The organism is Campylobacter sp. RM9334, from assembly GCF_020138145.1.
Classification (GTDB): domain Bacteria; phylum Campylobacterota; class Campylobacteria; order Campylobacterales; family Campylobacteraceae; genus Campylobacter_E.
Window position 1 is genome coordinate 37,263 of record NZ_JACGAX010000007.1, and the last position, 26,673, is coordinate 63,935.

The 26,673-nt window shown below is 27.1% G+C and carries 25 protein-coding genes; 7 read left to right on the forward strand and 18 right to left on the reverse strand.

What is annotated here, in order from left to right; all coding sequences use genetic code 11:
- Positions 1–100: 100 nt before the first annotated feature.
- The gene (guaA, locus tag AVBRAN9334_RS04570; protein WP_214117549.1) at positions 101–1,636 is read right to left on the reverse strand and encodes a glutamine-hydrolyzing GMP synthase; all 1,536 of its coding nucleotides are present in this window, start codon (positions 1,634–1,636) and stop codon (positions 101–103) included.
- Positions 1,637–1,648: 12 nt separating this feature from the next.
- Positions 1,649–2,944 (reverse strand): sodium:proton antiporter NhaD, encoded by a 1,296-nt coding sequence (nhaD, locus tag AVBRAN9334_RS04575; protein ID WP_214117550.1) that lies wholly within the window; start codon positions 2,942–2,944, stop codon positions 1,649–1,651.
- A gap of 147 nt (positions 2,945–3,091) precedes the next feature.
- On the opposite strand from nhaD, the gene AVBRAN9334_RS04580 reads away from it, so the two are divergent.
- The 7 genes from AVBRAN9334_RS04580 to AVBRAN9334_RS04610 are packed head-to-tail and all read left to right on the forward strand — an operon-like array spanning position 3,092 to position 9,786.
- The gene (locus tag AVBRAN9334_RS04580; protein ID WP_214117551.1) at positions 3,092–3,619 is read left to right on the forward strand and encodes a hypothetical protein; all 528 of its coding nucleotides are present in this window, start codon (positions 3,092–3,094) and stop codon (positions 3,617–3,619) included.
- A complete protein-coding gene (uvrC, locus tag AVBRAN9334_RS04585; protein WP_336607140.1) occupies positions 3,588–5,360 on the forward strand; it encodes an excinuclease ABC subunit UvrC in 1,773 nt (590 codons plus the stop codon). The genes AVBRAN9334_RS04580 and uvrC overlap by 32 nt, the downstream gene beginning before the upstream one ends.
- A gap of 51 nt (positions 5,361–5,411) precedes the next feature.
- Positions 5,412–6,575 carry a hypothetical protein gene (locus tag AVBRAN9334_RS04590; RefSeq protein ID WP_214149969.1) on the forward strand — a complete coding sequence of 388 codons (1,164 nt, stop codon included), beginning with the start codon at positions 5,412–5,414 and terminating at the stop codon, positions 6,573–6,575.
- Complete coding sequence (locus tag AVBRAN9334_RS04595; protein WP_336607141.1) at positions 6,572–7,741, forward strand: ABC transporter permease; 1,170 nt, start codon at positions 6,572–6,574, stop codon at positions 7,739–7,741. Before AVBRAN9334_RS04590 ends, AVBRAN9334_RS04595 begins: the two co-directional genes overlap by 4 nt.
- 14 nt (positions 7,742–7,755) lie before the next feature.
- Positions 7,756–8,145, forward strand: coding sequence for a hypothetical protein (locus tag AVBRAN9334_RS04600; RefSeq protein WP_214117555.1), 390 nt, complete (start codon positions 7,756–7,758; stop codon positions 8,143–8,145).
- A complete protein-coding gene (locus AVBRAN9334_RS04605) occupies positions 8,132–9,418 on the forward strand; it encodes an ATP-dependent DNA helicase (RefSeq protein ID WP_214117556.1) in 1,287 nt (428 codons plus the stop codon). The genes AVBRAN9334_RS04600 and AVBRAN9334_RS04605 overlap by 14 nt, the downstream gene beginning before the upstream one ends.
- Complete coding sequence (locus AVBRAN9334_RS04610) at positions 9,415–9,786, forward strand: flagellar basal body-associated FliL family protein (protein ID WP_214117557.1); 372 nt, start codon at positions 9,415–9,417, stop codon at positions 9,784–9,786. The genes AVBRAN9334_RS04605 and AVBRAN9334_RS04610 overlap by 4 nt, the downstream gene beginning before the upstream one ends.
- Before the next feature lie 48 nt (positions 9,787–9,834).
- Here the strand turns inward: AVBRAN9334_RS04610 and AVBRAN9334_RS04615 are convergent, their stop codons facing one another.
- The 16 genes from AVBRAN9334_RS04615 to AVBRAN9334_RS04690 form a co-directional block, all read right to left on the reverse strand.
- Positions 9,835–10,272 (reverse strand): hypothetical protein, encoded by a 438-nt coding sequence (locus AVBRAN9334_RS04615; RefSeq protein ID WP_214117558.1) that lies wholly within the window; start codon positions 10,270–10,272, stop codon positions 9,835–9,837.
- Between the two features lie 60 nt (positions 10,273–10,332).
- On the reverse strand, positions 10,333–10,995 hold the full coding sequence (gene queC, locus AVBRAN9334_RS04620) for a 7-cyano-7-deazaguanine synthase QueC (protein ID WP_336607142.1): 663 nt from the start codon (positions 10,993–10,995) through the stop codon (positions 10,333–10,335).
- Positions 10,992–12,158: a pyridoxal phosphate-dependent aminotransferase gene (locus AVBRAN9334_RS04625; protein ID WP_336607143.1), complete on the reverse strand. Its 1,167-nt coding sequence runs from the start codon at positions 12,156–12,158 to the stop codon at positions 10,992–10,994. The genes queC and AVBRAN9334_RS04625 overlap by 4 nt, the downstream gene beginning before the upstream one ends.
- Before the next feature lie 11 nt (positions 12,159–12,169).
- Entirely contained in the window at positions 12,170–13,990 is a 1,821-nt protein-coding gene (speA, locus tag AVBRAN9334_RS04630) for a biosynthetic arginine decarboxylase (protein WP_336607144.1), read from the reverse strand.
- Positions 13,987–15,231, reverse strand: a complete 1,245-nt coding sequence (gene hisS, locus AVBRAN9334_RS04635; RefSeq protein ID WP_336607145.1) for a histidine--tRNA ligase — start codon at positions 15,229–15,231, stop codon at positions 13,987–13,989. Before hisS ends, speA begins: the two co-directional genes overlap by 4 nt.
- Entirely contained in the window at positions 15,215–15,799 is a 585-nt protein-coding gene (gene tmk, locus AVBRAN9334_RS04640) for a dTMP kinase (protein ID WP_214117563.1), read from the reverse strand. The genes hisS and tmk overlap by 17 nt, the downstream gene beginning before the upstream one ends.
- Positions 15,796–16,257: a pantetheine-phosphate adenylyltransferase gene (coaD, locus tag AVBRAN9334_RS04645; protein WP_239803706.1), complete on the reverse strand. Its 462-nt coding sequence runs from the start codon at positions 16,255–16,257 to the stop codon at positions 15,796–15,798. The genes tmk and coaD overlap by 4 nt, the downstream gene beginning before the upstream one ends.
- Positions 16,254–16,796, reverse strand: a complete 543-nt coding sequence (locus AVBRAN9334_RS04650) for a UbiX family flavin prenyltransferase (RefSeq protein WP_214117565.1) — start codon at positions 16,794–16,796, stop codon at positions 16,254–16,256. Before AVBRAN9334_RS04650 ends, coaD begins: the two co-directional genes overlap by 4 nt.
- A complete protein-coding gene (flgA, locus tag AVBRAN9334_RS04655; protein WP_336607146.1) occupies positions 16,793–17,401 on the reverse strand; it encodes a flagellar basal body P-ring formation chaperone FlgA in 609 nt (202 codons plus the stop codon). The genes AVBRAN9334_RS04650 and flgA overlap by 4 nt, the downstream gene beginning before the upstream one ends.
- Positions 17,385–18,551, reverse strand: coding sequence for a molybdopterin molybdotransferase MoeA (locus tag AVBRAN9334_RS04660; protein ID WP_336607147.1), 1,167 nt, complete (start codon positions 18,549–18,551; stop codon positions 17,385–17,387). Before AVBRAN9334_RS04660 ends, flgA begins: the two co-directional genes overlap by 17 nt.
- Positions 18,548–19,801, reverse strand: coding sequence for a UDP-N-acetylglucosamine 1-carboxyvinyltransferase (murA, locus tag AVBRAN9334_RS04665; protein ID WP_214117568.1), 1,254 nt, complete (start codon positions 19,799–19,801; stop codon positions 18,548–18,550). The genes AVBRAN9334_RS04660 and murA overlap by 4 nt, the downstream gene beginning before the upstream one ends.
- Positions 19,798–20,547 carry an SDR family NAD(P)-dependent oxidoreductase gene (locus tag AVBRAN9334_RS04670; protein WP_214117569.1) on the reverse strand — a complete coding sequence of 250 codons (750 nt, stop codon included), beginning with the start codon at positions 20,545–20,547 and terminating at the stop codon, positions 19,798–19,800. The genes murA and AVBRAN9334_RS04670 overlap by 4 nt, the downstream gene beginning before the upstream one ends.
- Positions 20,544–21,596, reverse strand: a complete 1,053-nt coding sequence (locus AVBRAN9334_RS04675; protein WP_336607148.1) for an ankyrin repeat domain-containing protein — start codon at positions 21,594–21,596, stop codon at positions 20,544–20,546. The genes AVBRAN9334_RS04670 and AVBRAN9334_RS04675 overlap by 4 nt, the downstream gene beginning before the upstream one ends.
- A 211-nt stretch (positions 21,597–21,807) precedes the next feature.
- Complete coding sequence (mnmC, locus tag AVBRAN9334_RS04680; RefSeq protein ID WP_336607149.1) at positions 21,808–23,604, reverse strand: bifunctional tRNA (5-methylaminomethyl-2-thiouridine)(34)-methyltransferase MnmD/FAD-dependent 5-carboxymethylaminomethyl-2-thiouridine(34) oxidoreductase MnmC; 1,797 nt, start codon at positions 23,602–23,604, stop codon at positions 21,808–21,810.
- 9 nt (positions 23,605–23,613) lie between these two features.
- Positions 23,614–25,587: an N-acetylmuramoyl-L-alanine amidase family protein gene (locus AVBRAN9334_RS04685; RefSeq protein WP_336607150.1), complete on the reverse strand. Its 1,974-nt coding sequence runs from the start codon at positions 25,585–25,587 to the stop codon at positions 23,614–23,616.
- Positions 25,571–26,671: a nitronate monooxygenase gene (locus tag AVBRAN9334_RS04690; protein ID WP_214117573.1), complete on the reverse strand. Its 1,101-nt coding sequence runs from the start codon at positions 26,669–26,671 to the stop codon at positions 25,571–25,573. Before AVBRAN9334_RS04690 ends, AVBRAN9334_RS04685 begins: the two co-directional genes overlap by 17 nt.
- Between the last annotated feature and the right edge of the window lie 2 nt (positions 26,672–26,673).

Sequence of the window (26,673 nt, forward strand, 5' to 3'; positions counted from 1 at the left end):
ATTAAAAAGCTTGATATTTTTATAAAAGGATTTAAATGTTTTTAAAAGAGTTGTATTAACCCTAGCTTAGGTATTAATTAAGCTAGGGTTATTTGGAATTTTATTCCCATTCTATAGTTGCAGGTGGCTTACTAGAAATATCATAAACTACTCTATTAATTCCATTAACTTCGTTTATAATTCTTCTACTTACATTCTCTAATAATTCATAAGGTAAATGAGAAAATGTAGCTGTCATACCATCACTTGCATCAACTGCTCTTAAAGCTATTGCATTATCATAGGTTCTATTATCACCCATTACTCCAACGCTTCTTACATTTAACAATACGCAAAATGCTTGCCAAGTTTTATCATAATAACCATTTGCTTTAAGCTCTTGAATGAAAATATCATCAGCTTCTTTTAAGATATTTAGGCTTTCTTCATTTACTTCACCCATAATTCTAATTGCAAGTCCTGGACCTGGGAAAGGATGGCGATATACTAAGTCTTTAGTAAGACCTAATTCAAGTCCAAGCAATCTTACTTCGTCTTTAAATATTTCTTTTAAAGGTTCAACTAATTTTAAATTCATCTTTTCAGGTAAGCCACCTACATTGTGATGGCTCTTAATTGTTTTTGAGCTACCTACAACGCTACTTTCAATAATATCAGTATATAAAGTACCTTGAGCTAAAAATTCAACACCTTCTTGTTTTTTTGCAAAATCTTCAAATATTTCAATGAAGGTATTTCCGATAATTTTACGCTTAGTTTCTGGGTCTGTTACACCTTTTAATTTTTTTAAGAAAATTTCTCTTGCATCAATAGTATTTAATTCTATTCCGAATTTTAATTTAAGCATACTTTCTACTTGCTCTTTTTCATTTTTTCTAAGCAATCCAGTATCAACAAAAACTAAAATAGTTTGTTCTTTAATAGCACTAGCAAGCAATGCAGCCACAACGCTACTATCTACACCACCACTAATTGCACAAAGAACCTTTTTATCTCCAACTTGCTCTTTAATTTTTTCAATTTGTGTCTTAGCAAATGAACCCATATTCCAAACGCTTTCGCAATTGCAAACATATTTTGCAAAGTTTTTAAGAATATTTTTACCAAATTCACTATGTTGAACTTCAGGATGAAATTGTAAGGCATACATTTTTTTCTCATCATTACCATATACGCAAAATGGACTATTATCACTAACAGCAATAGTTTTAAATCCTGCTGGTAAATTCTCAACCTTATCAGAATGGCTCATCCAAACCACTTGAGATTTAGGTAAGTTTTTAAATAAACAACTATCTTCTTGAATACTAATTTTAGCTTTACCATATTCTTTATGCCCTGCAGGTGCAACAACTGCTCCAAAATGATGAGCCATTAACTGCATTCCATAACAAATCCCTAAAATCGGCAAACCTAAATCAAAAATTTCTTTATCGCAAAAATAAGCATCATTTGCATAAACACTAGCAGGACCACCACTTAAAATAATACCTTTAGGCTCATAATTTTTAATATCATTCGCACTAATATTAAATGGTAAAATAAGTGTATAAACTCCTTGCTCTCTAAGTCTTCTAGCAATAAGTTGGGTATATTGCGACCCAAAGTCAAGCACTAAAATATCTGCTTTTTCCATTAATTTCCTTTCCTAATATAAATCAAAATATTCAAATTGTAACCACCAAACAATAACACTTAGAACATAACCTAATAAAACAGTCCAAGCATATTTCATATGAGAGCCAAAGGTATAAATTCCACGCATTTTTCCCATTACTCCAACCCCAGCAGCAGAACCAAAACTAATTAATGAGCCACCTATTCCAGCTGTTAAGGTTACTAAAAGCCAATCATCTATATTCATATTTGGATTTGCTTTTAAAACCGCACTCATTACAGGCACATTATCAACTACTGCACTTAAAAACCCAACTCCAATATTTGTGCTCATAACTCCAGCAAAATCATATAATCTTGAAGCATAAGCTAGCCAACCTGCAAAATGAAGCGCTCCAACAGCAGCTAAAATACCGAAGAAAAACAACAATGTATCCATTTCAATTTTAGTCATATATGAAAATATATTTATATCTTTTTTGCCACGAGCGACATTAAATCTATAAGTATAAAGACTTAAAAGTGATAAGCCAAACATCATTCCCCACATAGCAGGTAAGCCAAATAATGAGTGCATTAAAACTGCACTAAAAATTGTTAAAGCACCTAAGAAAATAATGATTTTTCCACCATCTTTTATACGCTCAACTTTTAAAGATTTTTCATCAAAATTAGGTTTTACATTTGGAACGAATTTGCTTAATAAAAACGCAGTAAGCCACCAACCAAGGAAACTAGCAGGAAATAATGCGAAAAAGTCTATAAAAGGACTTTTACCAGCAGTCCAAACCATAAGAGTTGTAATATCTCCAAAAGGACTCCAAGCTCCACCTGCATTTGCAGCTACAACTATATTTATAGCACCAGGAACTAAAAATTCCTTTTTTTGATTGTCAATTGTAAGTAAAACGGTTGAAAGAATTAAAGCTGTAGTTAAATTATCAGCAACAGGAGATATGAAAAATGCTAAAAGCCCAGTTAGCCAAAATAATTTTCTATAAGTATATCCCTTTGTTACAAGCTTATATTTTAAGGTATTAAATACATTACGCTCAATTAAAGCTTCAATATAAGTCATAGCAACCATTAAGAAAAACACTATTTCAGCAATCTCTTCTATTAAATCCTTTACTTCATGTTCTAATGGCTCTGTGCTTTTTCCATTTAGACACAAATAAAGCCCTAAAATAATAAACATTAAAGTTCCAATAAATATTGCAGGTTTTGTTTTGTTTATATGATATTTATCTTCAGCTGCGATAAAATAGTAACCGATGATAAATATCACTAAACATAAAATTCCCGCCCATGAAAATGTAATTTCCATAAAAGCTCCTTTTAAAAAAATGATAGATATTATTTACTCTAATTCAACAAAGGGTAATTTTTGCGTTTGCGTTGACTTGTTATTATAATAACTTGGGTCGCTTTTATACCCACAAGCAGAAAACAACAAGGCAGCAAGTAAAACAATATGGTGGAATTTAAAAACATTGAAAATATTCATAATATTCTTTCTTCTCATAATAAAAACCTTTTATTTTTAAAGATTAATAAGCAATTAAAATTATTTATTTTAAGTATGCCACCTGACCTTAAATATAAATTAACTCAAAAAGGTGTAGTTTGTGATGTATTTAAAAAATATAATAAAAATTGCTTTAGGATTAGAGTTTATCATCCGACTTTAGCACAAGATTTAAGAAATGATTCAACTATAAAAACATTAAAAGAACATATTAAAATATATAAAAGAATTAATCCAAAGGACGCTGCTATTTTAAATCTATTTGAAGAAGAAATTATAATTAATTCCAATGCTATTTTAAAAGCATATATTGATTATGAAAAATCAAAACAACCAAAAATATTTTTAAAAGATTTAATGTGTGAGAATTTTCAAAATCTAGCGATATATGAAGAACAAAAAATATTAATCAATAATCTAAAAGAAAGTATCAAAAAAACAAATGCAAAAATCAAATCTCTTAGACAAAATTAAATCATTACCAAATTCTTCTGGAGTTTATAGATATTATCATAATAATACCTTGCTTTATGTAGGTAAAGCAAAAGATTTAAAAAAAAGAGTTAAAAGCTATTTTGCCTTTACTCCAAGCCTTAGAGCAAATCCTAAAAACTCTCCTAGAATTATAAAATTAATTGAAGAAGCAAATAATTTAGAATATACCGCTACAAATAGTGAATTAGACGCACTGATTTTAGAAAATTCATTAATTAAACAAATGCGACCAAAATATAATATTTTATTAAGAGATGATAAGACTTATCCATATATTTGCTGTGATTTAAAAGAGACTTATCCAAGATTTGAGATAACTAGAAAGGTTAAAAAAGACCCACTGACTAAATATTATGGGCCTTATGCTAGTGGGGCTAAGGATTTATTAGAAGCATTGTATTTATGTTATCCATTAAGACAAATGAAAAGCTGTAAAAAAAGATGTATATTTTATGATATGTCAAGATGTTTAGCTCCTTGTGAGTTTAGCGTTAAAGATGAATATGAAAATATCTTAAAACAAGCCTTGCAAGCTCTTAAAAATCCAAAACAAATGCTACAAACTTTAAATGAAAAAATGTTTAGATATGCTGATAATGAAAACTACGAAGAAGCGGCAAAAATAAGAGATATGATAAATCATATAAAGAATTTAAATCAAGAAATTGAAGTGGATTTGGCAAAAGATGTTAGTTTTGATGTATTTGCAATAACCAATAATAATGAATTCTTATCAAGCACTAGATTAGTGATAAATCACGGAAAAGTAATAAGCGTAATAAATGAAAAAATATCTAATAAAGAAGGTGATTTTTTAACCCAATTAATACTAGCAAACTATAAAGAAGGAATAATTCCAAATAATATTTATATAGAAAATTACAATGAAAATATAAAACTTTTAGAAGAATACTTAAGCAATCTTGCAAATCATAAAGTAAATATAAAAATCGCAAAAACTTTAGAGATAAAAAAACTAATTCAATTAGCTAAAAACAATGCTTTAATAAATCTTGAAAAGACTGAAAATAATATAGCAAATAAACTAAAAAGCTTTTTTAATCTTGGCAATACTCCTTATAACATTGAAGTATTTGATAATTCACATTTTCAAGGTCAAGCAATAATCGGAGCTTTAGTTAGTTATGATGTGTTTTCTAATAGTTTTAATAAAAATAATTATAAAAGATTTAATCTTACTAGCAATAACGATTATGAACAAATGAGAGAAATGCTTACTAGAAGGATAAATTCTTTTGATAAATCAGCCTGTCCTGATTTGTGGATTATAGATGGTGGAAAGGCTTTATTAGATTTAGCAAACGAGCTTTTAGCTCAAAATGAAATCAATTTAGATGTAATTGCAATTTCTAAAGAAAAATTAAATCATTTAGCACATAGAGCAAAAGGTGCTGCTAGGGATAAAATACATTTTAAGGATAAGGAATTTAATCTTAAAACAAGTGATGAAATATTGCAATTTATTCAAAAACTAAGAGATGAAGCTCATAGATTTGCAATTACTTGCCATCAAAACGCAAAAAGAAAGCAAGATATAAAATCATCAAAATTAGAGCAAATTGGAATTTCAAAAGCTAGTATCGTAAAATTATTAAAATACTTTGAAAATTATGAAAATATATACAATGCAAGTTATGATGAAATAGCAAAAGTAACAAATAAAAATGTAGCAACGAAAATTAGCCAAATTATTAAGTAATCATTTAATTTAATAGACATAATTATGCTCTAAATTATATAAAGGATTGTTGTGTTCCCAAGCTTGTTTAATATATTATTATGTGCTATTTTAATAGCAAGTTTATTTATAGAAAACCTATTAAATCAAACAATTTTTACAATTATTCTAGCAATAATTTTGATATTTAATGCTGTTAGTTTTATGGCTGCATTAATTAGAAAAAAAAGTGCTAACCAAAAAATAAATATTTTAAAAGAAATTTTAAAAAGTTTAGGTGCTAATAGCGATAACTTAGATTTGAATAAGAATTTAAGATTAATCGTTGATGAGGTTGGTAAAATCAAACAAAAAATGATGGCTTTGCAAAATCACAACGAATTTTTACATAAGCATTTAATTGATAATGCTAAACAATTAAAGAATATAAATGCCGTGTTATCTTATACAAATGATAAGAATTTAAATCAAATTAAAGAATTAATAGAAAAGCATAATGAAGATAATATTCAAAATATATACTCTTTAACAAAAACTACAATTACATACGAAACTAATTACGATAATTTTGATAATGAGTTAAATCCTAATTTTGCAAGTGCAAAAATAGCTATTTTAAATAATGATTTATTAGAAAACTTTTTGCTAGAAACATTACTAAATCAATACGGAATTAGTGTTGATTTTTATACAAAAATTAATGATTTTTCAAATTATGCCTGCGTTATAGCTGATGAAAATTTTAATTATAAAGAAAAAAATACAATTATCTTAAGTGAAAATTGCAATAAAGATAGTTTTTTAAAAAGACCTTTTAATAAAAATAAATTAAAAAATATTTTAGTAACAATACTAAATGATTATAAGAGTGATATGAATACAACAAATTATCAAAACGATGTATTAATATTGCTTAGTTCTGATATGCAAAGTGATTATTTATATCATATCGCAAATAAACACGCAAAATTGAATAAAAAAGTAGATAGTATAAGTTCATTTAAAGATGAACTAAAAAATAATTATAAAATCATTGCCATTGGATATGAGGCTATTTTATTTGATTATGAAAGTTTAGTTAGCAATATTAATCAAGTAAAAAGCGAAAATCCAAATACTTTTATAATGTTATTTTTAGGCAATAAACACGCTAAAAAGAATTTAGATTTTGCAGATTTGATTATTAAAGATGCTACAGAAACACAAATTGCAGAAGTAATGAAGAAATATTTATGATTAGATACTTGCTTTTTAAATACCTAAGATTTGATAAATCAATGCCATTTATTATGATTACTAAGCTACTTGCTTTTATCGGAGTAGCTTTAGGAGTTTGTGTTTTAATAATAACTATGGCAGTAATGAATGGAATGAATAAAAGCTTTATTGATAAATTACTTACTATGAATTATCCAATTACTTTATATCCTAAAACCACATTAATTGATGAAGAATTAATAAATGAATTAAGTAAAAATTATAAAATCAGTCCTTTTATTCAAACACAAGCCGCTATTAAATATGGTAATGAAATGAGAGGTGCTATAATTTTTGGGATTGATTTTGAAAAAGAAAAAGAAGTAAATAAAATTTTTAAAGATTATTATTTAAATTCTAATTTGAAATTCCCCGCAATTTTAGGCAATTTACTAGCTTCAAGATTAGAAGTTAATAAAGAAGATAAAATACATATAATTTTTACAAATCTTAATGCAAATGCTTTTAGTATTACACCTAATATAAAAAGTTTTTATGTAAATAATACTTTTCATTCAGGTCTAAATGCTTATGATTCATCATATGTGTATGTAGATATTAAAGATTTACAAAAGGTATTAAAAAATAATGAGATTACAGGCATTCACATAGATACTGCAAATCCTAAAGAAGAAATTAAAAAATTAAATGAAAAATACAAAAATAATTATTTTTTAGTTGGCTGGTGGGAGCAAAACGGCAATATTTTAAGTGCAATTGACTTAGAAAAAAAAGCATTATTTTTTATTTTAATGATGATAGTAATTATTGCTAGTTTAAATATAATTACTTCTTTATTTATGATAGTTTTAAATAGAAGAAATGAAATAGCCCTACTTTTAGCGTTAGGAACAAGCAAAAGCGAAATACAAAAATCATTTTTTACCATTGGTTGTTTTATAGGATTTATCGGAATTATTTTTGGTTGTTTATTAGGATTTTTTGGACTTTGGTTTTTAGATACTTTTGATATTATTTCTTTACCAGCTGATGTTTATGGTAGTTCAAAATTACCTATTAATTTAAGCTTGAGTGATTTTTGCTTTATTATTTTAGGTGCTAGTTTAATAGTAGTGTTATCATCACTTTATCCAGCATATAAAGCAAGTAAAATTGATGTATTAAAAACTTTAAGAAATGAATAAAAAGGAGTTGTGTTATGCAAATGTTTAAAAAAGAAGATATGAGAAAAGTTGTAGAATTTTTTACTGCTAATATTTATAGGTATTTTTATGATATAGATTTTGAATTTTGTCTTACTTATATCAAAAGCCCTGATGAAGAGCATAGAAAAGTAATTGCTAGTATTTTAAGAAAAACTGATTGTGTATTTGAACTAGATAGTGGAATAATAATATTATTTTCTGGAACAAGTAAAGAAAAAACACAAATAATAAGTAATGAAATATATGATTTTTTAAATACTAAAGCAAGAGATTGTGTAGCTTTTTATCCTTATGATGGAGATAATTTTGATGATTTAATGTTAAGATTAAATAATCTTACTACTAAAAACTATAAAGTAAATATCTTAGATGAATCAAATTAAACATATCATTGATTTATTAAAGCAAGGAAGAAATGTATTTTTAACAGGTGGTGCAGGAGTTGGAAAATCCTACACCATAGAAAAAATAATAAAAAGTGAAGCTTTTAAAACCATAGTCTTAGCAAGCACTGCACTTGCTGCTATTAATATTGGCGGAGACACTGTTCATAGATTTTTTAAACTAAGACTTGCAAAAAACATTAATGAGCTAAAAACAAGTAAAGATGATTTAATGGCTTTAAATAAGTCTTTATCAAATATAGATTTAATAATAATTGATGAAATTTCAATGATTAGTAGTGATGTTTTTGATATGATTTATTCAAGGCTTTTTGGTTATAGCAATATAAAATTACTAATAGTTGGAGATTTTTATCAACTCGAACCTGTAAAATCCGATGGAAATTATGCTTTTTGCTCTAAATACTGGAATGAATGTAATTTTAAGGTGATTGAGTTAATTACCCAGCACAGAATGGAAGATAAGGAATTTTATGAAAATCTAAGAAGTATTAGGATTGGCAATATAACTAATACTTGCATAGAGTATTTTAAAAAGTATAAAATTCAAGATGATATAAATAATTATGATGATTATACAATTATTTGTGGCACCAATGAAGAAGCAAAGAATATAAATAATGCTAAACTTAAAAAAATTGATGATGAAGAATATGTTTTTAACTCAAGTATTAAAAAAAATACAGAATTAAACGAAGAACAAGAAAAAGAATTTAAACAATGGCTAAAAGCTCAACCAATTGAAGAAGAATTTATTTTTAAAATTGGAGCTAAAGTTATTTTTACTTATAATTCTGATAATTATTATAATGGAATGCAAGGAGAAATAATTGCGTGGGATAAAAGTGAGCAGGAATTAAAGATTAAATCTAATAGAATGATTTATTCAGTTTACCCTAAAGAATTTTTATACTTTAATGACCCTGAAATAGCAGCTAGCTATAGGGTTAATCCTAATTTAGTTGATACCAAGCCTGATGCTATATTAAAAGCATTCCCACTAAAATTATCATATGCTATTACTATACATAAAAGTCAAGGAATGAGTATTGATAAGTTAATTTGCAAATGCGATAGGATTTTTGCACAAGGTCAGCTATATGTTGCATTATCAAGAAGTTCAAATCCTAATAATTTTAAAATTATTTTTAATGGAAGTGATAAATCGTATGAGAATTTGTTTAGACTAAAGGCAAAGACAAATCAAGTGGTAAAGACATTTTATCAATTTTGCGATAAGGAACAATTATGAAAAAAATAATGCTAATATTTTTTAGTATTTTTGCATTTGCAAATAGTATAGAAATTAATAATTTTGAGACCGATTTGTATTCAAAATCAAACGGGCTTAAAAAAATTACTTTAAGTTTAAAAATCATAGGTGATAATGTTAATAACGAAAATGATTATATACAAGATAGTATTAATATGGTGATTTCTAGCTACTATTACGAAGATTTATTTACAGAACTTGGCAAGGAAAATCTCAAAAAAACCATAATAAAATATGCAGGTAAAAAATACTCTGTAAATATTGATGATATATTAATCATAAATCTAAAAAGCAAAGATAGTGCAGAAGCGATAAAAGAGATATTAAAAGACGCAAATTTAATATAAAAATTAATAAATAAGTTCATAAATTTTAGAACTTATTTAAGATTATTATTATAAATTATTAGCTAAATCTTTATCTTGAGAGTATTTAATATAACCTAAAACAAAAGCTAAAATAATTATTAAAATTACAAAAAATAAAATATTTAAAAAAGAATTTAAAAAAACAATAGGAAATTTAATAAACAAAAAGCTCATATAATTAGTAAAAAAAGCTTCGTAAAAATCCACACATAAAAAATATAATAAAATAGCTGGCAATAAGCCTATTTTAAACATAGAAAAAATCTGATTTTTATTTTGTATATTTTTATATTCTATTTTTAAAAATTGTTGATAGGCTAGTTTGATTAAATACATAAACACAAATGATAAAAGAATTTGAATTGAAACATTTGAAGCAATATAATCAGACAAATATTTAAAAAACATCAAAAAAGACATATAAGAAATGATATATCCATCAATCTTAGAAATAACCTTTAGCATAACTTTTCCTTTTAATAGAATTTAAAATAAGAATTTTAAATTCTTATTTTAAATCTTATCTTACTGATATTTTATCAAATCCTTAAATCCAGCTTCGCTAAAGCCTTTTAGTCTTAATTGGCAAGATTCACATTTACCACAAGCTAAATCATTACTATCATAACAACTATAACTAAGCTCTAAAGGTGCTTTTAGGCTCATTCCAAGTTTTACTATTTCTGATTTTTTTAGCTTGATTAAAGGAGTAATTATTTTAATATCTTCTCCACTACCTTCTTTTATAAACGAAGCGGTTTTTTCAACGAAATCTAAAGTAGTATCAGGATAATTGCTAGAATCCTCACTAACTAAACCCGTATAAATTGCACTAGCATTAAATCTTTGTGCAACAGCAGCAGCAATACTATAAAAAATCCCATTTCTAAAAGGCACATAAGTATTTGGTAATTTACCATTTTTACCTAATTCATCTTTTGGAATTTCTAAACTCATATCAGTTAAACTAGAGCCACCAATTTGTTTGAAAAAATCCATATCCACAACTAATTTTTCTATATTATAAAACTTGCAAATTTCATTAAAAGCTTGCAATTCTCTTTGCTCTGTTCTTTGACTATAATTAAAATGAAGGGCTATTACTTTATAGCCTTCATTTATAGCACAAGCAGTGCTAACGCAGCTATCTAGCCCTCCACTTAAAATACTTATAGCGATTTTACTCACTTATATTCCTTTACAAATTCTGCGATTTTTTCTATACCTTCTATGATATTTTCCATTGAAGTTGCATAAGAAATTCTAAAATACCCACTCATTCCAAATCCACTTCCTGGCACGCAAGCTACTTTTTTATCATCTAAAAGCTTAGCACAAAACTCAACATCATCAGGATTAATACTAGAGCAATCAATAAATAAATAAAACGCCCCGCTAGGTTTTACGCTTAATTTAAGCCCATTAATGCTATTAATCATTTCACAAGCTTTATCTCTTCTTTTTTTGAATTCTTTTTTCATCATCTCAATATCTTTATCAATCTCTCCAACTAAAGCAGGAACTGCAGCAGCTTGAGTTATGCTACAAATATTACTTGTGCATTGACCTTGAAGATTTTTCATTAATTTATTTAATTCTTTATTTTTACTAGCACTATAACCAAATCTATATCCTGGCATTGCAGCGCATTTGCTAAGTCCATTTATTGTAACCGTGCGTTTTAGTGCATCTTCGCTTAAACTTGCAAACGCTACAAATTCTCCATCATAAACTAATTTTTCATACATTTCATCAGCTAATACAACAATACTAGTGCCTTCTAAAACTTTAGCTAATGCCATTAATTCATCTTTTGAATATAAAGCTCCACTAGGATTACTAGGATTATTCAATATTAATATTTTCGTCTTAGGTGTAATTGCAGCTTTTAATTCATCAGCACTGATTTTAAAATCTTTTTTAGGAGTTACAATCACAGGAACTCCACCTGAATACTTAACTTGCTCTGGATAAGTTACCCAATAAGGAGCTGGGATTATTACTTCATCACCATCACAAACAAGTGCTTGAATTGCATTAAATAAACTATGTTTAGCTCCAACATTTGCTATTACTTCACTTATCTCATAATCTAAATTATGGTCTTTTTTAAGCTTAGTGCAAATTGCTTTTAAAACTTCAGTAGTTCCAGATACTGGAGTGTATTTTCCGCATCCATCATTTATCGCTTTAATAGCTGCATTTTTTACAACTTGCGGAGTATCAAAGTCAGGCTCTCCTGCACTAAAACTAATAACTCTTACACCTTGTTCTTTTAGTAATTTTGCCTTAGCTGTAATTGCTAAAGTTATTGATTCTTCTAAACCTTTAATTTTTTCTGAAAATTGCATATTCTCTCCTTTTAAATTTTCTTTAAATATCCATTATCGTGCATAAATATGAAAAGCTCACCTAAAATATGTTTTTTAGTTTTTTCATTTATTAATTCCGAAGAATTTATTTTATCTTGAATTTTTTCATCAATTTCACGAATATCGTAGTCTAAATCTTCTAAAATATCCCTAATTGATTGACTTTCAATAATACTTTCAATCTCATAACCTTTATCATCAATATCAATACTAACTTGAGTTGGATGGGTAAATAAATTATGCTTCATCCCTAATACTTCTTGATAAGCACCAACTAAGAAAAATCCTAAGAAATAATCTTCTTGCTCTACATCAACATCGTGTAAAAATAAAGGACGCTTAGCAGCATCAAAAGATATTTCTCCATCACTATCACAAGTTATATCCCAAATACTAGCTGATCTTGTTGGTTGAGTATCTAATCTATCAAGTGGCATTATAGGAAATTCTTGCCCTAAGCCCCAAAAATCTGGCAAACTTTGAAACATTGAAAAATTGACCAAATATCTTTCTTGAACTTCTTTTTGAGTTCTTAATAAATGTTTTGGACTTAGCATAGAAACTGCTTTTTTACCTATTAAATGAACCAATATTTCAGCATTTGAGCGGTCTTGTAAATCTACATATCCTAAGTCAAATAAAGTTAAAATACTATCTAAATGGTCATAACTATCGTGCATATATTCTACTGCATTGCTTGGCTTTATATTTTTGTATAAGTCACATAATTCATCTATTAATTGCGGGTTTTTTTCTTTTAACTGCATTTTGCTTTCTGAATATTCTTGAGAAAATAGTTCAAGAACAGGTGCTACTAATACTGCGTGAGAACCGCTTACAAAACGACCACTTTCTATATAAATATTTGGCTCTATTTCTTGTTTTTGTGCTGCTAGAGTTTTTAGAATAAATACAATATCATTTGCATATTCACTTAAAGTATAGTTTCTTTGAGAAGTCTTTTGAAATTGTGAATACTCAATCGCTAAACCACCACCAATATCAATATTTTCAAGGTTAGTTGCACCCATTTTGCGTAATTCAAAATAAATATTTCCTGCTTCGCTTAAAGCTTTTTTTAAAGGATGTATTTCATTAATTTGTGAGCCTATATGAAAATGTATCATAGTAAAACAATCTAATAAATCATTTTCTTTTAAAAGTCCTACTGCTTCTATTAATTCAGTTGATGTTAGACCAAATTTTGAATTAATCCCACCACTTTTAGCCCAAGTGCCACTACCTAAAGAATGCAGCCTTACTCTAAGACCGATTTTTGGTTTTATCCCAAAACGCTCTTTTGCTGTTTTGATAATTACTTCAAGCTCATTAATACCTTCAATAGTTAAAGTTATATTATGCCCCATTTCAGCAGCAATAAAGCCCATTGTTATTAGTTCTTTATCTTTAAAGCCATTAACAGTTATTGGAGCATTTTCGTTGTTATAAGCCATAGCTAATAATAATTCTCCTTTACTACCAGCTTCAAGACCATAATTTAGATTTTTACCAAGCTTAACAAGACTTTTTACAAAACCAGGAAATTGATTGACTTTTAGTGGATAAACAGCATTAAAACTACCACGATAATCAAATTCTTTAATGGCATTATTAAAATTTATATAGATTTGTTCTATTTGTTTTTTAATTAAATGATTAAATCTTAAAATTATAGGACCTTTATATCCATCATCTAAAAGAGTATTTACTATATCAATAATGGCAGGTTCGCTTCCGTATTTTAAACATACCTTGCCATTTTTAATGATAAAATTATCATCTCCCCAAATATCTATGCCATAATCATTCATAAAATTTCCTTTAATTCATCGTATTTTATACTTTTTTGTTCGCCACTTTCTAAATCTTTAAAAAATACTTCATTTTTACTAGCTTCATCACTACCAATTGCAATAAAGTATTTATAGTTTTGTTTATTCGCTATATTTAAATGTTTTGCTAATTTTTTTGCTTCGTAATTTAGATTAATTATTTTTCCGTTTTCTCTTAAATTATCAACTAATTTATAAGCAATTGGCAATAATTCTTCATCTAATATACAAAAATAAGTATTTTGTAATTTTTGCTCTATATTTTTACTTCTTAAAATATCCATAACACGCTCAACACCCATAGCAAATCCAACGCCATAGCTTTTAGCTCCGCCTAAATACTCAACCAAATAATCATATCTTCCACCACCAGCTATTGCAGCCTTTGCACCTATTTCGCTACTTTCAAACTCAAATGCTGTTTTTGAATAATAATCAAGCCCGCGAACCAATCTTTCATCAATTACAAAACTAATCTCATTATCTTTTAAAATCTCTTGTAGTTTAATAAAATCAGCCCTACTCTCATCATCTAAAAACTCACTTAATTTAGGAGCGTTTGTTAAGTGTTTAGCACATTCATCGTTTTTACAATCTAATACTCTAATAACATTAGTTTGTGTTCTTTTAGCACAATCAGCACAGAATTTAAAACCAGAACTATTTTCAATGTTTGCAATATATTCTCTTAATGCTTTTCTATAGTTTTGAAGGCATTCAGGCGAGCCTAAAGAATTGATTTTTAAAGTATAAGTAATATCAAGTTTTTTAAAAATTTTAGCAAGTATCATAATCACACTAGCGTCTTCATAAACATTAGCTATATTAAAACACTCTAAGCCAAATTGATGAAATTCTCTATAACGACCCCTTTGTGGTTTTTCATAGCGAAACATTGAGCCGTGATAAAACCATCTTTTAACAACTCCAGCTTTATCCATCTTATGCTCAATAAAAGCTCTTACAACCCCAGCAGTTCCTTCAGGTCTAAGACATACACTATCCCCGCTTTTGTCTAAAAATTCATACATTTCTTTACCAACTATATCACTACTTTCTCCTACGCTTCTTTTAAAAAGCGGAGTAACTTCTAAATGTGGCACTTCAATATAGCTATAACCATAAGTTTTTGCTACTTCTTCACAAGTTTTTATAATCTTTTCGTAAATTAACGCATCATCATCTAATAAATCATTCATTCCTTTAATTGCATGTATCATTTATATACTCCTTAATCATTGTATTTATTTTATCTATACTAAGACTTGCATCTATTGTAAAAACTTTTAAATTTAAAGCCTTAAAAATCGCTTCATAATTTTCTTGAACTTTTAAAAAATATTCTACGCCTTTTTGCTCTATTTTATCAAGGCTTTTATTATTTAATCTACTTTCTAATAATTCCTTACTACCTTTAAAAAATATTATATGATTAGGTAAAACATTATTAGTTGCAAACAAATTAAAATCCAATAATTGTTTGTAATCACTATCAACTTCATAAGCTAAATGAGAAAACAAACTCCTATCAGCTATAATAAATTCTTTAGTAAAATCAATTTTTGAAAATAATTCAGCCCTATCAGCTAAAAACAAAAACATTCTAGCCTTTTTACTCATTTCTTCATTTAAAATCAATTCTCTTAATTTTATTCCTAAAGTAGTTTCGCCTGGTTCTTTTACAAAAATCGGCTGGAATTTAAAATAAGAATTTGGTAATTCTTGTAAAAGCTTAATTTGAGTGCTTTTGCCTAGAGTATCAATTCCTTCAAAAGCGTAATAATTCATTTTAAATCCTTTAAAATACTAGATGGGACTAATTTTGAAATATCTCCACCATGAGCTTTAATGCTTCTTACAATTGAGCTTGAAATAAAGGCATTTTTAAGGCTTGGCATTAAATAAATAGTGTCTATTTCTTCGTTTAATTCAGCATTTGCATAGTGCATTTGTAACTCATATTCAAAATCACTCACAGCCCTTAAACCCCTTACAATAGTATATATTTTTTGCTCTTTTGCAAAATCTACTAATAAATTGTCAAACCCTATTACTTCTACATTTAATCCATTTGTTGCATTTTTTACTAAATTAATCCTAGTTTCTAAATCATAATCAGGCTTTTTTTTATCATTTTTAGCAACTGCTATTATTAATTTATCAAAAATTTTTAAAGCCCTTTTTATTACATCTAAATGCCCATTTGTTATCGGATCAAATGTGCCTGGATAAATTGCTTTTTTCATTCGCTTTTCCATCTTTTAAATTTTTTATATTCAACTCCAAGCAAATCACACCATTTACCTATTACAAATTCTTTAAAAGAACTCTTAGAATATTTAGCGTAAATTGCAGGGGCTATTATACAGCCTAATTTATTTAATTTTAAAATATTTTTAAGCATTAATTCATTTAATGGCATTTCTCTTGGAGCTATTATGATTTTTCTATTTTCTTTAAGATTTACAGCAAAACTTCTTAGAATTAAAGTATCACTAAAACCATAACTAGCCTTTGCTAAAAAATCACTACTAGCATAATAAAACGCCGCATCAAGCTTAAAGCTTCCACTTGATACAGGTGCAGCTAAATCATCATTTTTTAAAAGAGTAATATTTGTATTTTTAATGTATTTTTTTAATTTTTTATTATTTTCTTCTTTTAAAACCTTTAAAGCACCTTTGCTAAGGATTAAATACACTTCATTTTCTTTGCTTAATACCTTAGCTAATTTTAAAGCCAAATTAACTCCACTAGCTCCATTAATCGCTACTAAAAATCTCATTTTATTAAGACCTGTTTTTCATTAATTATTTCGCCAGTTAGATTGTGTCCTTGAGTGTTTTTAAGGCGAATTCTTTGACCTTTTACACCACTTTGCAAGGCTATTAAATCAACAAACACACTCAAATCTCCATCATCTAAAATACCAACTACACTATCATCTTTATTAATTAAATAATTTGGCATTAGCATAGAGGTTTTTATAATACTACCTGCTCTTACTTTGCTTTTAAACTTAATACTATTATCAAGTGTTCTTAAAGCATTATAAGGTAATTTTGAAAAATCAATTTTTTCACTTTTTAAATCAAATAGCCCTATTTCTTCATCTTTTAAGACATCTTTTTTTAAAATATAAACCTTAGTAAGAGCTTGTAATTTAAAAGATATTTGCATATCTTTATCATTGCAATTTGCTTTAAAAAATCCTTGTTTGCTAAGATTTGGATATGTAATAATTTTGCAATTATTAATATTAGGATTAAAACTAAGACTTTTTATTTCTAAAAATTCATCTTGTTTTTTCCAATGTTTTAATAATTCATCGCTTAAATTATTGGCAAACAAAACCCCACTTAATACAAATAAACTAAATACTTTGTTCATAAACTCTTACTTTATCGTTTTGCTTAATATCACAATCAATAGGACAAATTATGTAATGAGTGCATTTATTTAATGGAGTAATTTGTCCGCTACTAAGTTTTGCATTATTAAACGGAACAAAAGTATCATTTATAATATTTCCAATAACTACATTTTCTTTATTATTTTTAATTTTTAAATCCATTGATATAGGATATAAAAAGCTTGGCTTTTCATATACAATTCCTTGCATTTTATAAATTAAAACTCTTGCATAAATTAAAGCCCCAATATAAGCGCTCATAGGATTACCCGGTAAAACCAAAATATATTTATTATCTTTAAAATATAAGCTAACAGGACCTGCAGGTTTCATTTTTACCTTAGTAAAAATAGGCTTAAAACCTAGCTCATCTAAAGCTTTTTTGATAAAGTCAGCATCACCTACACTTGCAGCTCCGATACTTACAACTAAATCAAAATTATCTAAAGCACCTTTTAAAGAATTTAAAACAAACTCATATTCATCTTTTAAAACCCCTAAATAATAAGGTTTAGAAAAACTCTTAAAAGCAGAATAAATTCCATAAGCATTAGAATTATAAACACCAAATCCATTTGAATAAGGCTCAATAATCTCAAGACCACTTGCAAAAATACCAACTTTTATTTCTTTAATAACTTCAATATTAAAAACTCCATTACTAGCTAAAATCATAATAATTTCATCAGTAATTACGCCTTTTTTGATAATTAATTCGCCTTTTTTGTATTCTTCGCCTTCATATCTTATAGCTTCACCTACTTTTAAATTATCACTTGTAGCATACATTAAATCATCTTTAATAATAGAGTTTTCAACCATTAAAACACTATCAGCACCCTTTGGCACTCTTGCACCTGTCATAATCTTTACACATTCGCCACTTTTAATCTCGCATTCACTCATATCTCCTGCAAAAATAGTCTTTAAAACTTTAAGACCATTTTTAAACTCACTAGCCTTTAAAGCATAGCCATCCATTGCAGAATTTGTAAATAAAGGAGCATTGCATTTAGCATAAAAATCATTCGCTAAAACTCTTCCTTTTGCATCAAATAAATTAACAATTTCGGTGCTTTGAATGTGATTAAGTGATTTTATATTTTCTAATGCTTCATTAATTGTCATTCTTCTTCCTTTAATTCAACTAATTTCGCACCTAATTTACTTAATTTCTCACACAAATTCTCATATCCACGCTCTAAATGATAAATTCTATGAATATTAGTAGTCCCATTTGCAGCAAGTGCAGCTAAAATTAATGCAGAACTAGCCCTTAAATCAGTTGCCATCACTTCAGCACCTTGTAAATTAGAAGTCTTAACATTGGCAATATGTCCATTTAGCTTGATATTTGCACCCATACGATTTAGCTCACTTACATGCATAAAACGATTTTCAAATAATCTTTCATCAATAATACTTTCTCCATTTGCCTTAAGACATAAAGCCATAAATTGAGCTTGCATATCAGTAGGAAAGCCTGGATATTCGCTAGTTTTGATATTTGCTGCTTTATAATCGCTTGAATATACTTTAATACTATTTTTTAAAGTTTCGTATTTAATCCCCATTTCATCAAATTTTGATAATAATGCACCCAAATGCTCTGGAATTATATTTTTAACTTCTATATTTGATTTTGTAATAGCACCTGCACAAAGATATGTTCCTGCTTCAATTCTATCAGGAATAATTTCGCAAGTAAAATCAGTATTTAATTTGGTTACTCCTGTGATTTCAATAGTATTTGTCCCAATACCTTTTATATTAACACCTGCTTTTACTAAAAACTCGCATAAATTAACGATTTCAGGCTCACAAGCTGCATTTATTATAGTAGTTACACCTTTAGCATAAACTGCTGCTAAAATTGTATTTTCAGTAGCACCAACAGAAATTTTATCAAAATGTATTTTAGCTCCAACCAACTCTCCACTAGCTTTTACATAGCCATCAACTAATTCAATATTAGCACCCATTTTCTCTAAAGCACTTAAGTGCATATCAATTGGGCGTTGTCCTATAGCACAGCCACCTGGTAAAGATACTTCGCAAATTTTAAATCTGCTAAGCAAAGGTCCTAAAACCAATATGCTAGCACGCATTTTGCGAACAATATCATAAAGTGCTTTTGTATTAAATACATTGCTTGAATCAATTGTAACGCTATGATTGTTTAGTTCATATGTAGCTCCTAAATTCTCAAGCAATCTTAACATAGTCTTAATATCTGATACTAAAGGAAGATTTGTTAAAGTGCATTTTCCTTTAATAAGTAAAGCAGCAGCAAGTAATGGTAAAGCTGCATTTTTAGCTCCACTAATTTCTACGCTACCACTTAATTTTGCATTACCTTCTATTTTTAAATATTTCATTCATTATCCTTTTGTATGTGAAAACCTGCCCAAGTTTGAGTAACAGGCATTAGTTCTATTCTATTTATATTTACATGGTCTTTTAAATTAATAATACTAATAACTGCATCAGCAATATCTTCTGCATCAAGGTATTTTGTATTTTCATAAACTTTATCAGCTGCAATTTTATCGCCTTTAAAACGCACTTCGCTAAATTCTGTCTTACATAATCCTGGTGCAATATCAGTAATTTTTATATTATTTTTTCTTACATCATTTCTTAATGCGTGACTAAATTGACCTACAAAAGCTTTAGTTCCTGCATATACATTACCACCAAAATAAGGATTATTAGCAGCAACTGAACCAAAATTAAATATGTGTCCGCCGTTTTCAAGCATTCTTGGTAAAATCAAATGAGTTACATATAAAAGCCCTTTTATATTAGTATCAACCATAGTTTCAATATCTGCTAAATCTAATTTATAAAACTCTCCTAAACCTAATGCTAATCCTGCTGAATTAACTAAAACATCAATTTTATTAAAATCATTAGGCAAATTATTTACAACATTTTTTAAAGCATTTATATCTCTTACATCAGCTTCTGCTATATATACATTATTTTTAAATTCATTTTCAAATTCTAATAATTTTTCCTTGCGTCTTGCAAGAACTACTACTTTATAATTATTCTTTAAAAGTCTTTTAGCAATCGCTTTTCCAAAACCACTACTAGCACCTGTTACAAACGCTGTTTTCATTGTTCTTTCTCCTTTAATCCTAATTTTTTTAAATACTCAATATTTTCTTTATTGTTATAAATCATCGCATAATCTAGTGCATTTAATCCAAAATTATCGCTTATCGTATAATCAGCCTTATTTTCTATAAGCAATTTTAAGGTATTTAAATTCGCTAAAGACGCTGCGTGTATTACTAAAGTCTTTGCAGGATGAATGTAAGAGCAAAAAGAAATATAATAAGGAAGATTTGTTTTTAGCTCTTCTTCACTATCAATTTGTTGTAAATTAAGATTAGCCCCATATTTCATAAGTAATTTTATAGTTTTAATATCACTGATTTCAACTGCATAAAAAATCGCACTTTTACCAAGAGCATTTACATAATTAACATTGGCTTTGTTTTCTAATAAATATTCTAATGCTTCATAATAATCAAGTGCATAAAAAATCGCACTCTCATAACCTGAATTAATATTTGTATTATTTTTAGCTAAAAACTCTATTATTTTCATATCTTTTTTAGCTAATAAAGCTATTTTTAATAAAAAATCTAACTGATAATAATTTGGACTAATTTCGTTAAGATATGCAATGCTATCTTCTGGATTTTCTATCTTTAAAAATTCAATATAAATATCATCAAGCTTAATAAATTTATTAATAGAGCCAAAAGCTCTCATTCCTAGCCTTTGAGTGAAATTCTCACAAGATTTTTGATAATTTTTAGAAGAAAGCTTTATAAAATGCTCCTTGTTATTGCTACAAAAATTATTTATTTCATTATTAAACTCATCAAATAATCTTTTATTGCCAATGCTTTGATAAGCCCAATATTGAAAATAATCATAATATTTATCATAATCTTTTATAGGATTTTGATAAATATTTTTATCATTATAAGCTTTATTTAACTCATCTATATAATTATTTAAATTTACAAAATAATCATGTCCGTTACACTCAACATTTCTTCCGCTAATTGTCTCAGCTAATTTAAATAACTTTTCATCACTTAATTCCTTTGAAAAAACAAAAGCACTAATTAATAAAAATACAATCTTTTTCAATACAAATCCTGATAATTTAATAGCCCTAACTTTAACATTTTTAAATAATTATTTGGTATTTTTTCGCACTAGTTTTAAATAAAAAATATAATTAAGTTTGTGCTAAATCAATATATATTTTTAATACTAAAATATAAAAATTACGCTTTTTTAAAGAAATTAATATTGAATTGTTATTAGTTTTTGATAGCAAAATTAGGAATTTAAATTCCTAATCTTTAACTAAGCCTTTTTTTAAATCTCTTATTAAAAATCTAGCAGGATGAAGTGCGTGTTCGTATCTTTTAAACATTCCGCTAGGTGTGTTGTTAAAATAACTAGCAATTAATCTTGCAGATGTTATCGCACTAGATAAACCCCTTGAACCATGAGCTGTATTTATAAAAATCCTACTTCTTGGAGAATTTACTTGCGGTTTATGTTTATCAAATTGTAAAGATTTATAAAGATTTTTATATTTTTCTTCATTGAAATAAGCTCCAACAATAGGAAATCTATCTGAAGAATAACTTCTATAACCAACCCTATTACCTATTACTAAATCACTAAAATCAGCTTTAAAAATTTCTTTAAAATTATTTATATTAATATCATCATATTCTCTACTTGCTTCAGCAATTAAGTTTCTATCATAAGTAGCACCTAATAAAATAATCCCATCTTTTGCTCCAGTTATATAAGCTTTTGAGCTAATTGGGTGCTTATATTTAATTTTATTTTTTAGCCAAGTTGCCTGACCTCTTACTACTGATAATGGTAAATTACTAAAGATTTCTTTAGAATATGCACCACTAGCAAATATTACAGCATCAAAAATCATAATCTTATTATCAAAATCAAGCTCAACTCTATCATAAAATTCTCTAAAACTATTTAGTTTATAATTTAAAAATATCCTAGTATTGGATTTTGCAAAAATTTTAGGAACTAATTTACAGGGTTCTAATGTCCCACCATCTTTTAAATATGCAAAATCAAAATGTAATTTAATTAATGGATTATCCTTTTGTAGTTTAAATCTTTCTCTTAATTCATCAGTATATGCGTGCTCTAATATCCCTTCTAAGCTATAGCCTAATTTTTTATAAAATTTTGAGCTATGCCAAAACGAAAACTGACTAAATTCTCCTAACAAACTTGATGGATTTTGAATTAATGCTGTTAATAACCCTATTTTATTTCCGCTTCCTTCATTTGCTAAAGTATGGCTTTGCTCAAATACACTAATAGTTTTACCTAACTTTGATAGTTCATAAGCTATTGTAGCGCCTGCAATACCACCACCAATAATTGCTATATTATTAACTTCTAAATAATTTTTATGAAAATATCCTTCTATATCATCTTGCAAATCTTTATGTTTTAATATAGCAAGAGTGCTTTCTCTTTTTATTCCCAAATTAATATCGTGTATTTCAAATCCTAATTCAATTAAAGATTTTTTAAAATCAGAATTTGAACTATAACTAACCAATTTACCAGTTAATTTTAATAGCTTTTTGACATATTTTAAAGTCTCTTTAGAAAACATTTCTTTATTTTTATTAGGAGAAAAACCATCAGCATATACAACATCAGCTAAAAAATCTAAATCTTTTAAAGCAATATTTACATCTTGAAATACCAAGTCAAGAACAACCCCATCAAATTCTATTCTATAAATTCCATCTTTGCAAGGTGGATAATCATTAATAAAATTATTATTTAACTCTATACCAAATTTATTACAAAAATATCTTATGTCATCAATACTTTGGTAATAATTTTCAATCGCTACATAATGGAGTTTTATGCCTAAATCAATAGCTCTTTTTGCACTTAAAAAGAAATTTAAACCCAATCCAAAACCAAGTTCTAAAATGGTTAATTTATTAAATGCGTTACTAAAAGCATTATCTATATAAATTCCATTTCTTTCTTTTAAAGGTTCTTTTATGTTGTAATAAAAATCATCAAAATCTAAAGAAAAAATCTCATCATTTTTTAAAATCCAATTCGCCTTTTTCATAAAACTTCCTTATTTGTTTTTAACAAAATAACTCTCAATTCCATTTACAATACCATTTACCAAATAATCCTGATAAGCACTATCTGCGATATTTTTACCTTCAATAGGATGTGATATATAGCCAACTTCAATCAAAACAGCAGGCATTAAAGCACCAACTAAAACCCAAAAAGGAGCTTCTTTTACTCCACCATCTCGCTTTAAATATCCCTTAGGTATATTATTTAAAATACCACCTTGTATATCAATAGCTAACTTATTAGATGAAATAATTTTTTCTCTATTTAAAAAATTCAAAAAAGTTTGTTTAGAAAAATAATTCATCTCTTCAATATCACTTTTATTTTCTATTGCAGCTGCGTTTTTACTTCTTTCGCTTCTAGCTGGAGAGAGAAAATATGTCTCAATTCCATATATTTTATCAAATTTTGTCTTATCCCCGATAGAATTTGCGTGAATACTTATAAATAAATCACTTTTTTTATCATTTGCCATTTTAGTTCTATCTCTTAGATTTATATAAACATCTTTTTTTCTTGTTAAAAATACTTTATACCCTTTGTTTTTTAGAGCTTTTTCTAATTTTAGAACTATTGATAGAGTAATGTTTTTTTCATATCTGCCAAAAGCAGTTGCACCTACATCTTTTCCACCATGACCTGCGTCTAAAGTAATTAATAAATTTGATTTTTTAAATCCAACTTCAACTTTTTCACTAATCTCATCAGTGCTTACTTCTAAAGAATTATTATTTATATTAAAAAATATTTTTTTAGTATTCTTAGAGTATAAAACCACTCTTACCTTTTTAGGATTAAATTGTAAAACACTAATAGAGTATGTTTTAAAATCATAATTTTTCCTACCACCATTTAAAACTGCGTCAAATTCTAAAATTTGATTGTTGTTATAGCTAAAAGTTTTAATATCATCATTTGATAAAGAGTTGTTTAAAGTCAATAAAACACCATTATCTTTTTTAACGGCTTTTGTAATTGTTATAGGTTTTTTGTTTTTATCATTTACAATATTATTTGCAGCATTATCATTACTATCTAGCTTCGTATTTATATTACTTTCTTGTTTGTTTTTATAGTTAGTAGTAACGTTTTTTGCATTATTATTTACTTTAGTATTATTATCTAATTCTTTTTTATCTTCAACTAAAGATTTTTTTATTTGAGTAGTATTTTCTTGCTTATTTTGCTCTTGCAAATTACCATCTATAGTAATAAGTAAAACATTATTATCAATCTTATAATCTAATTTCAAATCAGATTTTGACCTTAATACAAATCTTACTTTTTCCGGATTAAATTGAACCAAACTTACTTCATAATTTTTATCTATGAAATTTTGTTTTCCTATATCTAAAGCAGCATTAAATTCCAATATTTTATTTTTTAATTCTTTTGTATTATAGATAATACTTTTTATATTATTATCAAAATCTCCTTTTAATGATATTTCTATTGTGTTATTTGCCTTATTAATTTTAGTTATATAAGTTTTTTTTACTTCTTCTTGTTTTGTTTCTGGCTTATTTTGACTATTTATATTTTTAGAATTTAAAGTATTTGTTGTAGTTTTAGTATTTTGTGTTTTGGTATTTTGAGTATTAATTGATTTTTGCTCTTTAGCTATATCTTTAGTCTTTTTTGCATCAGTATTATTTGTGTTATTAAATGAAATCTTATTAGGATTAATACCTAAATCTTGTAATTCTTTTTGATATGTAGATGAGTCAAGTTTTAATGTTTTTGAACTTAAAATAATTCTTTTTAAAACTTCTTTTTTGGTATCAATATCATCAGAAATTATACTTTTAATATATATAGTTTTTAATCTCTGATGAATTGCTAATTGTTCTGTTTTGCTAGATAATAAAAAACTCTTATCAAAATTAACAAATTCTTCATTTAAACTACTAGCAAACAAAACAACGCTTAGTAATAATAGTAAGATTTTATTCATCTTCACCATTAACTAATTTTTCAATCAACTCTTTAACACTAATTAACTTATTTAATCTATATCCATTAGCACCTGTAAAAAATAATCCACTTTCCTTTTTTCCACTATAAGCATCATAAAGTCTTTCGGCAATACAATATCCTACCTTTTTAGCGCCCCTACCACGCTCACATGGTGCAACACAATTTGCTATACAAGAAATTTTAGGAGCAGTGCCTTCTTCTATCATTTTTTGAAGGTTTGTTCTAATACCACGAGCAGGATAGCCAACAGGACTTTTTAACAATTCTATATCTTCTTTTTTAGCATCTAATAATACTTGTTTGAATTCAAGTGCAGCATCACATTCATAAGTTCCTATAAATCTTGTTCCCATTTGAACCCCATTTGCACCTAAACTAATAGCATTTAAAATGTCATTTTTATTCCAAATTCCACCAGCTGCAATTAAAGGAATATTATCTCCCCATTCATTAAGTTCAGCTCTTACTTCAGGAATTAATTTTTCTAATTGATAATTTGGGTCTATACATTGCTCGTATGTAAATCCTTGATGACCACCACTTAAAGGCCCTTCAAGAACAACTGCATCAGGCAATCTATCGTATCTTTGAGTCCATCTTTTACAAATTATTTTAAGAGCTTTTGCTGATGATACAATAGGAATTAATGCAACATCAGGAAAGTCTTTAGTAAATTCTGGCAAATTTGTAGGTAATCCTGCACCACTAATAATTGCATTAAAACCAACATTGCAAGCGTCTTTTACTATTCTTTCATATTCGTTTGACGCGTGCATTATATTACAGCCTAATGGTGAGTCATTGCAGATTTTTCTAGCATTAGTAATTACAGCATTAAGTCCTTTTGTAGAATAAAAATTCTCACTTCCATAAGGTTTGCCATTTAGCTCTTTGTTAATATGTGCTCTATTTTCATAAAACCCAGTTCCAACCGAACTAATAATACCTAAAGCTCCATTTAAACTAACATTACCAGCTAATTTATCCCAACTTATTCCAAGTCCCATACCTCCTTGAAATACCGGCACTTTTAATGTAAAATTTCTTATTTTTAATTCTGGTAAGCTCATTA

Bases quoted from the DNA above. Each gene is read 5' to 3' on its own strand.
- guaA (WP_214117549.1), bottom strand. From the start codon at position 1,636: ATGGAAAAAGCAGATATTTTAGTGCTTGACTTTGGGTCGCAATATACC.
- nhaD (WP_214117550.1), bottom strand. From the start codon at position 2,944: ATGGAAATTACATTTTCATGGGCGGGAATTTTATGTTTAGTGATATTT.
- AVBRAN9334_RS04580 (WP_214117551.1), top strand. From the start codon at position 3,092: ATGGTGGAATTTAAAAACATTGAAAATATTCATAATATTCTTTCTTCT.
- uvrC (WP_336607140.1), top strand. From the start codon at position 3,588: ATGCAAAAATCAAATCTCTTAGACAAAATTAAATCATTACCAAATTCT.
- AVBRAN9334_RS04595 (WP_336607141.1), top strand. From the start codon at position 6,572: ATGATTAGATACTTGCTTTTTAAATACCTAAGATTTGATAAATCAATG.
- AVBRAN9334_RS04600 (WP_214117555.1), top strand. From the start codon at position 7,756: ATGCAAATGTTTAAAAAAGAAGATATGAGAAAAGTTGTAGAATTTTTT.
- AVBRAN9334_RS04605 (WP_214117556.1), top strand. From the start codon at position 8,132: ATGAATCAAATTAAACATATCATTGATTTATTAAAGCAAGGAAGAAAT.
- AVBRAN9334_RS04610 (WP_214117557.1), top strand. From the start codon at position 9,415: ATGAAAAAAATAATGCTAATATTTTTTAGTATTTTTGCATTTGCAAAT.
- AVBRAN9334_RS04615 (WP_214117558.1), bottom strand. From the start codon at position 10,272: ATGCTAAAGGTTATTTCTAAGATTGATGGATATATCATTTCTTATATG.
- AVBRAN9334_RS04625 (WP_336607143.1), bottom strand. From the start codon at position 12,158: ATGCAATTTTCAGAAAAAATTAAAGGTTTAGAAGAATCAATAACTTTA.
- speA (WP_336607144.1), bottom strand. From the start codon at position 13,990: ATGAATGATTATGGCATAGATATTTGGGGAGATGATAATTTTATCATT.
- hisS (WP_336607145.1), bottom strand. From the start codon at position 15,231: ATGATACATGCAATTAAAGGAATGAATGATTTATTAGATGATGATGCG.
- tmk (WP_214117563.1), bottom strand. From the start codon at position 15,799: ATGAATTATTACGCTTTTGAAGGAATTGATACTCTAGGCAAAAGCACT.
- coaD (WP_239803706.1), bottom strand. From the start codon at position 16,257: ATGAAAAAAGCAATTTATCCAGGCACATTTGATCCGATAACAAATGGG.
- AVBRAN9334_RS04650 (WP_214117565.1), bottom strand. From the start codon at position 16,796: ATGAGATTTTTAGTAGCGATTAATGGAGCTAGTGGAGTTAATTTGGCT.
- flgA (WP_336607146.1), bottom strand. From the start codon at position 17,401: ATGAACAAAGTATTTAGTTTATTTGTATTAAGTGGGGTTTTGTTTGCC.
- AVBRAN9334_RS04660 (WP_336607147.1), bottom strand. From the start codon at position 18,551: ATGACAATTAATGAAGCATTAGAAAATATAAAATCACTTAATCACATT.
- murA (WP_214117568.1), bottom strand. From the start codon at position 19,801: ATGAAATATTTAAAAATAGAAGGTAATGCAAAATTAAGTGGTAGCGTA.
- AVBRAN9334_RS04670 (WP_214117569.1), bottom strand. From the start codon at position 20,547: ATGAAAACAGCGTTTGTAACAGGTGCTAGTAGTGGTTTTGGAAAAGCG.
- mnmC (WP_336607149.1), bottom strand. From the start codon at position 23,604: ATGAAAAAGGCGAATTGGATTTTAAAAAATGATGAGATTTTTTCTTTA.
- AVBRAN9334_RS04685 (WP_336607150.1), bottom strand. From the start codon at position 25,587: ATGGTGAAGATGAATAAAATCTTACTATTATTACTAAGCGTTGTTTTG.
- AVBRAN9334_RS04690 (WP_214117573.1), bottom strand. From the start codon at position 26,671: ATGAGCTTACCAGAATTAAAAATAAGAAATTTTACATTAAAAGTGCCG.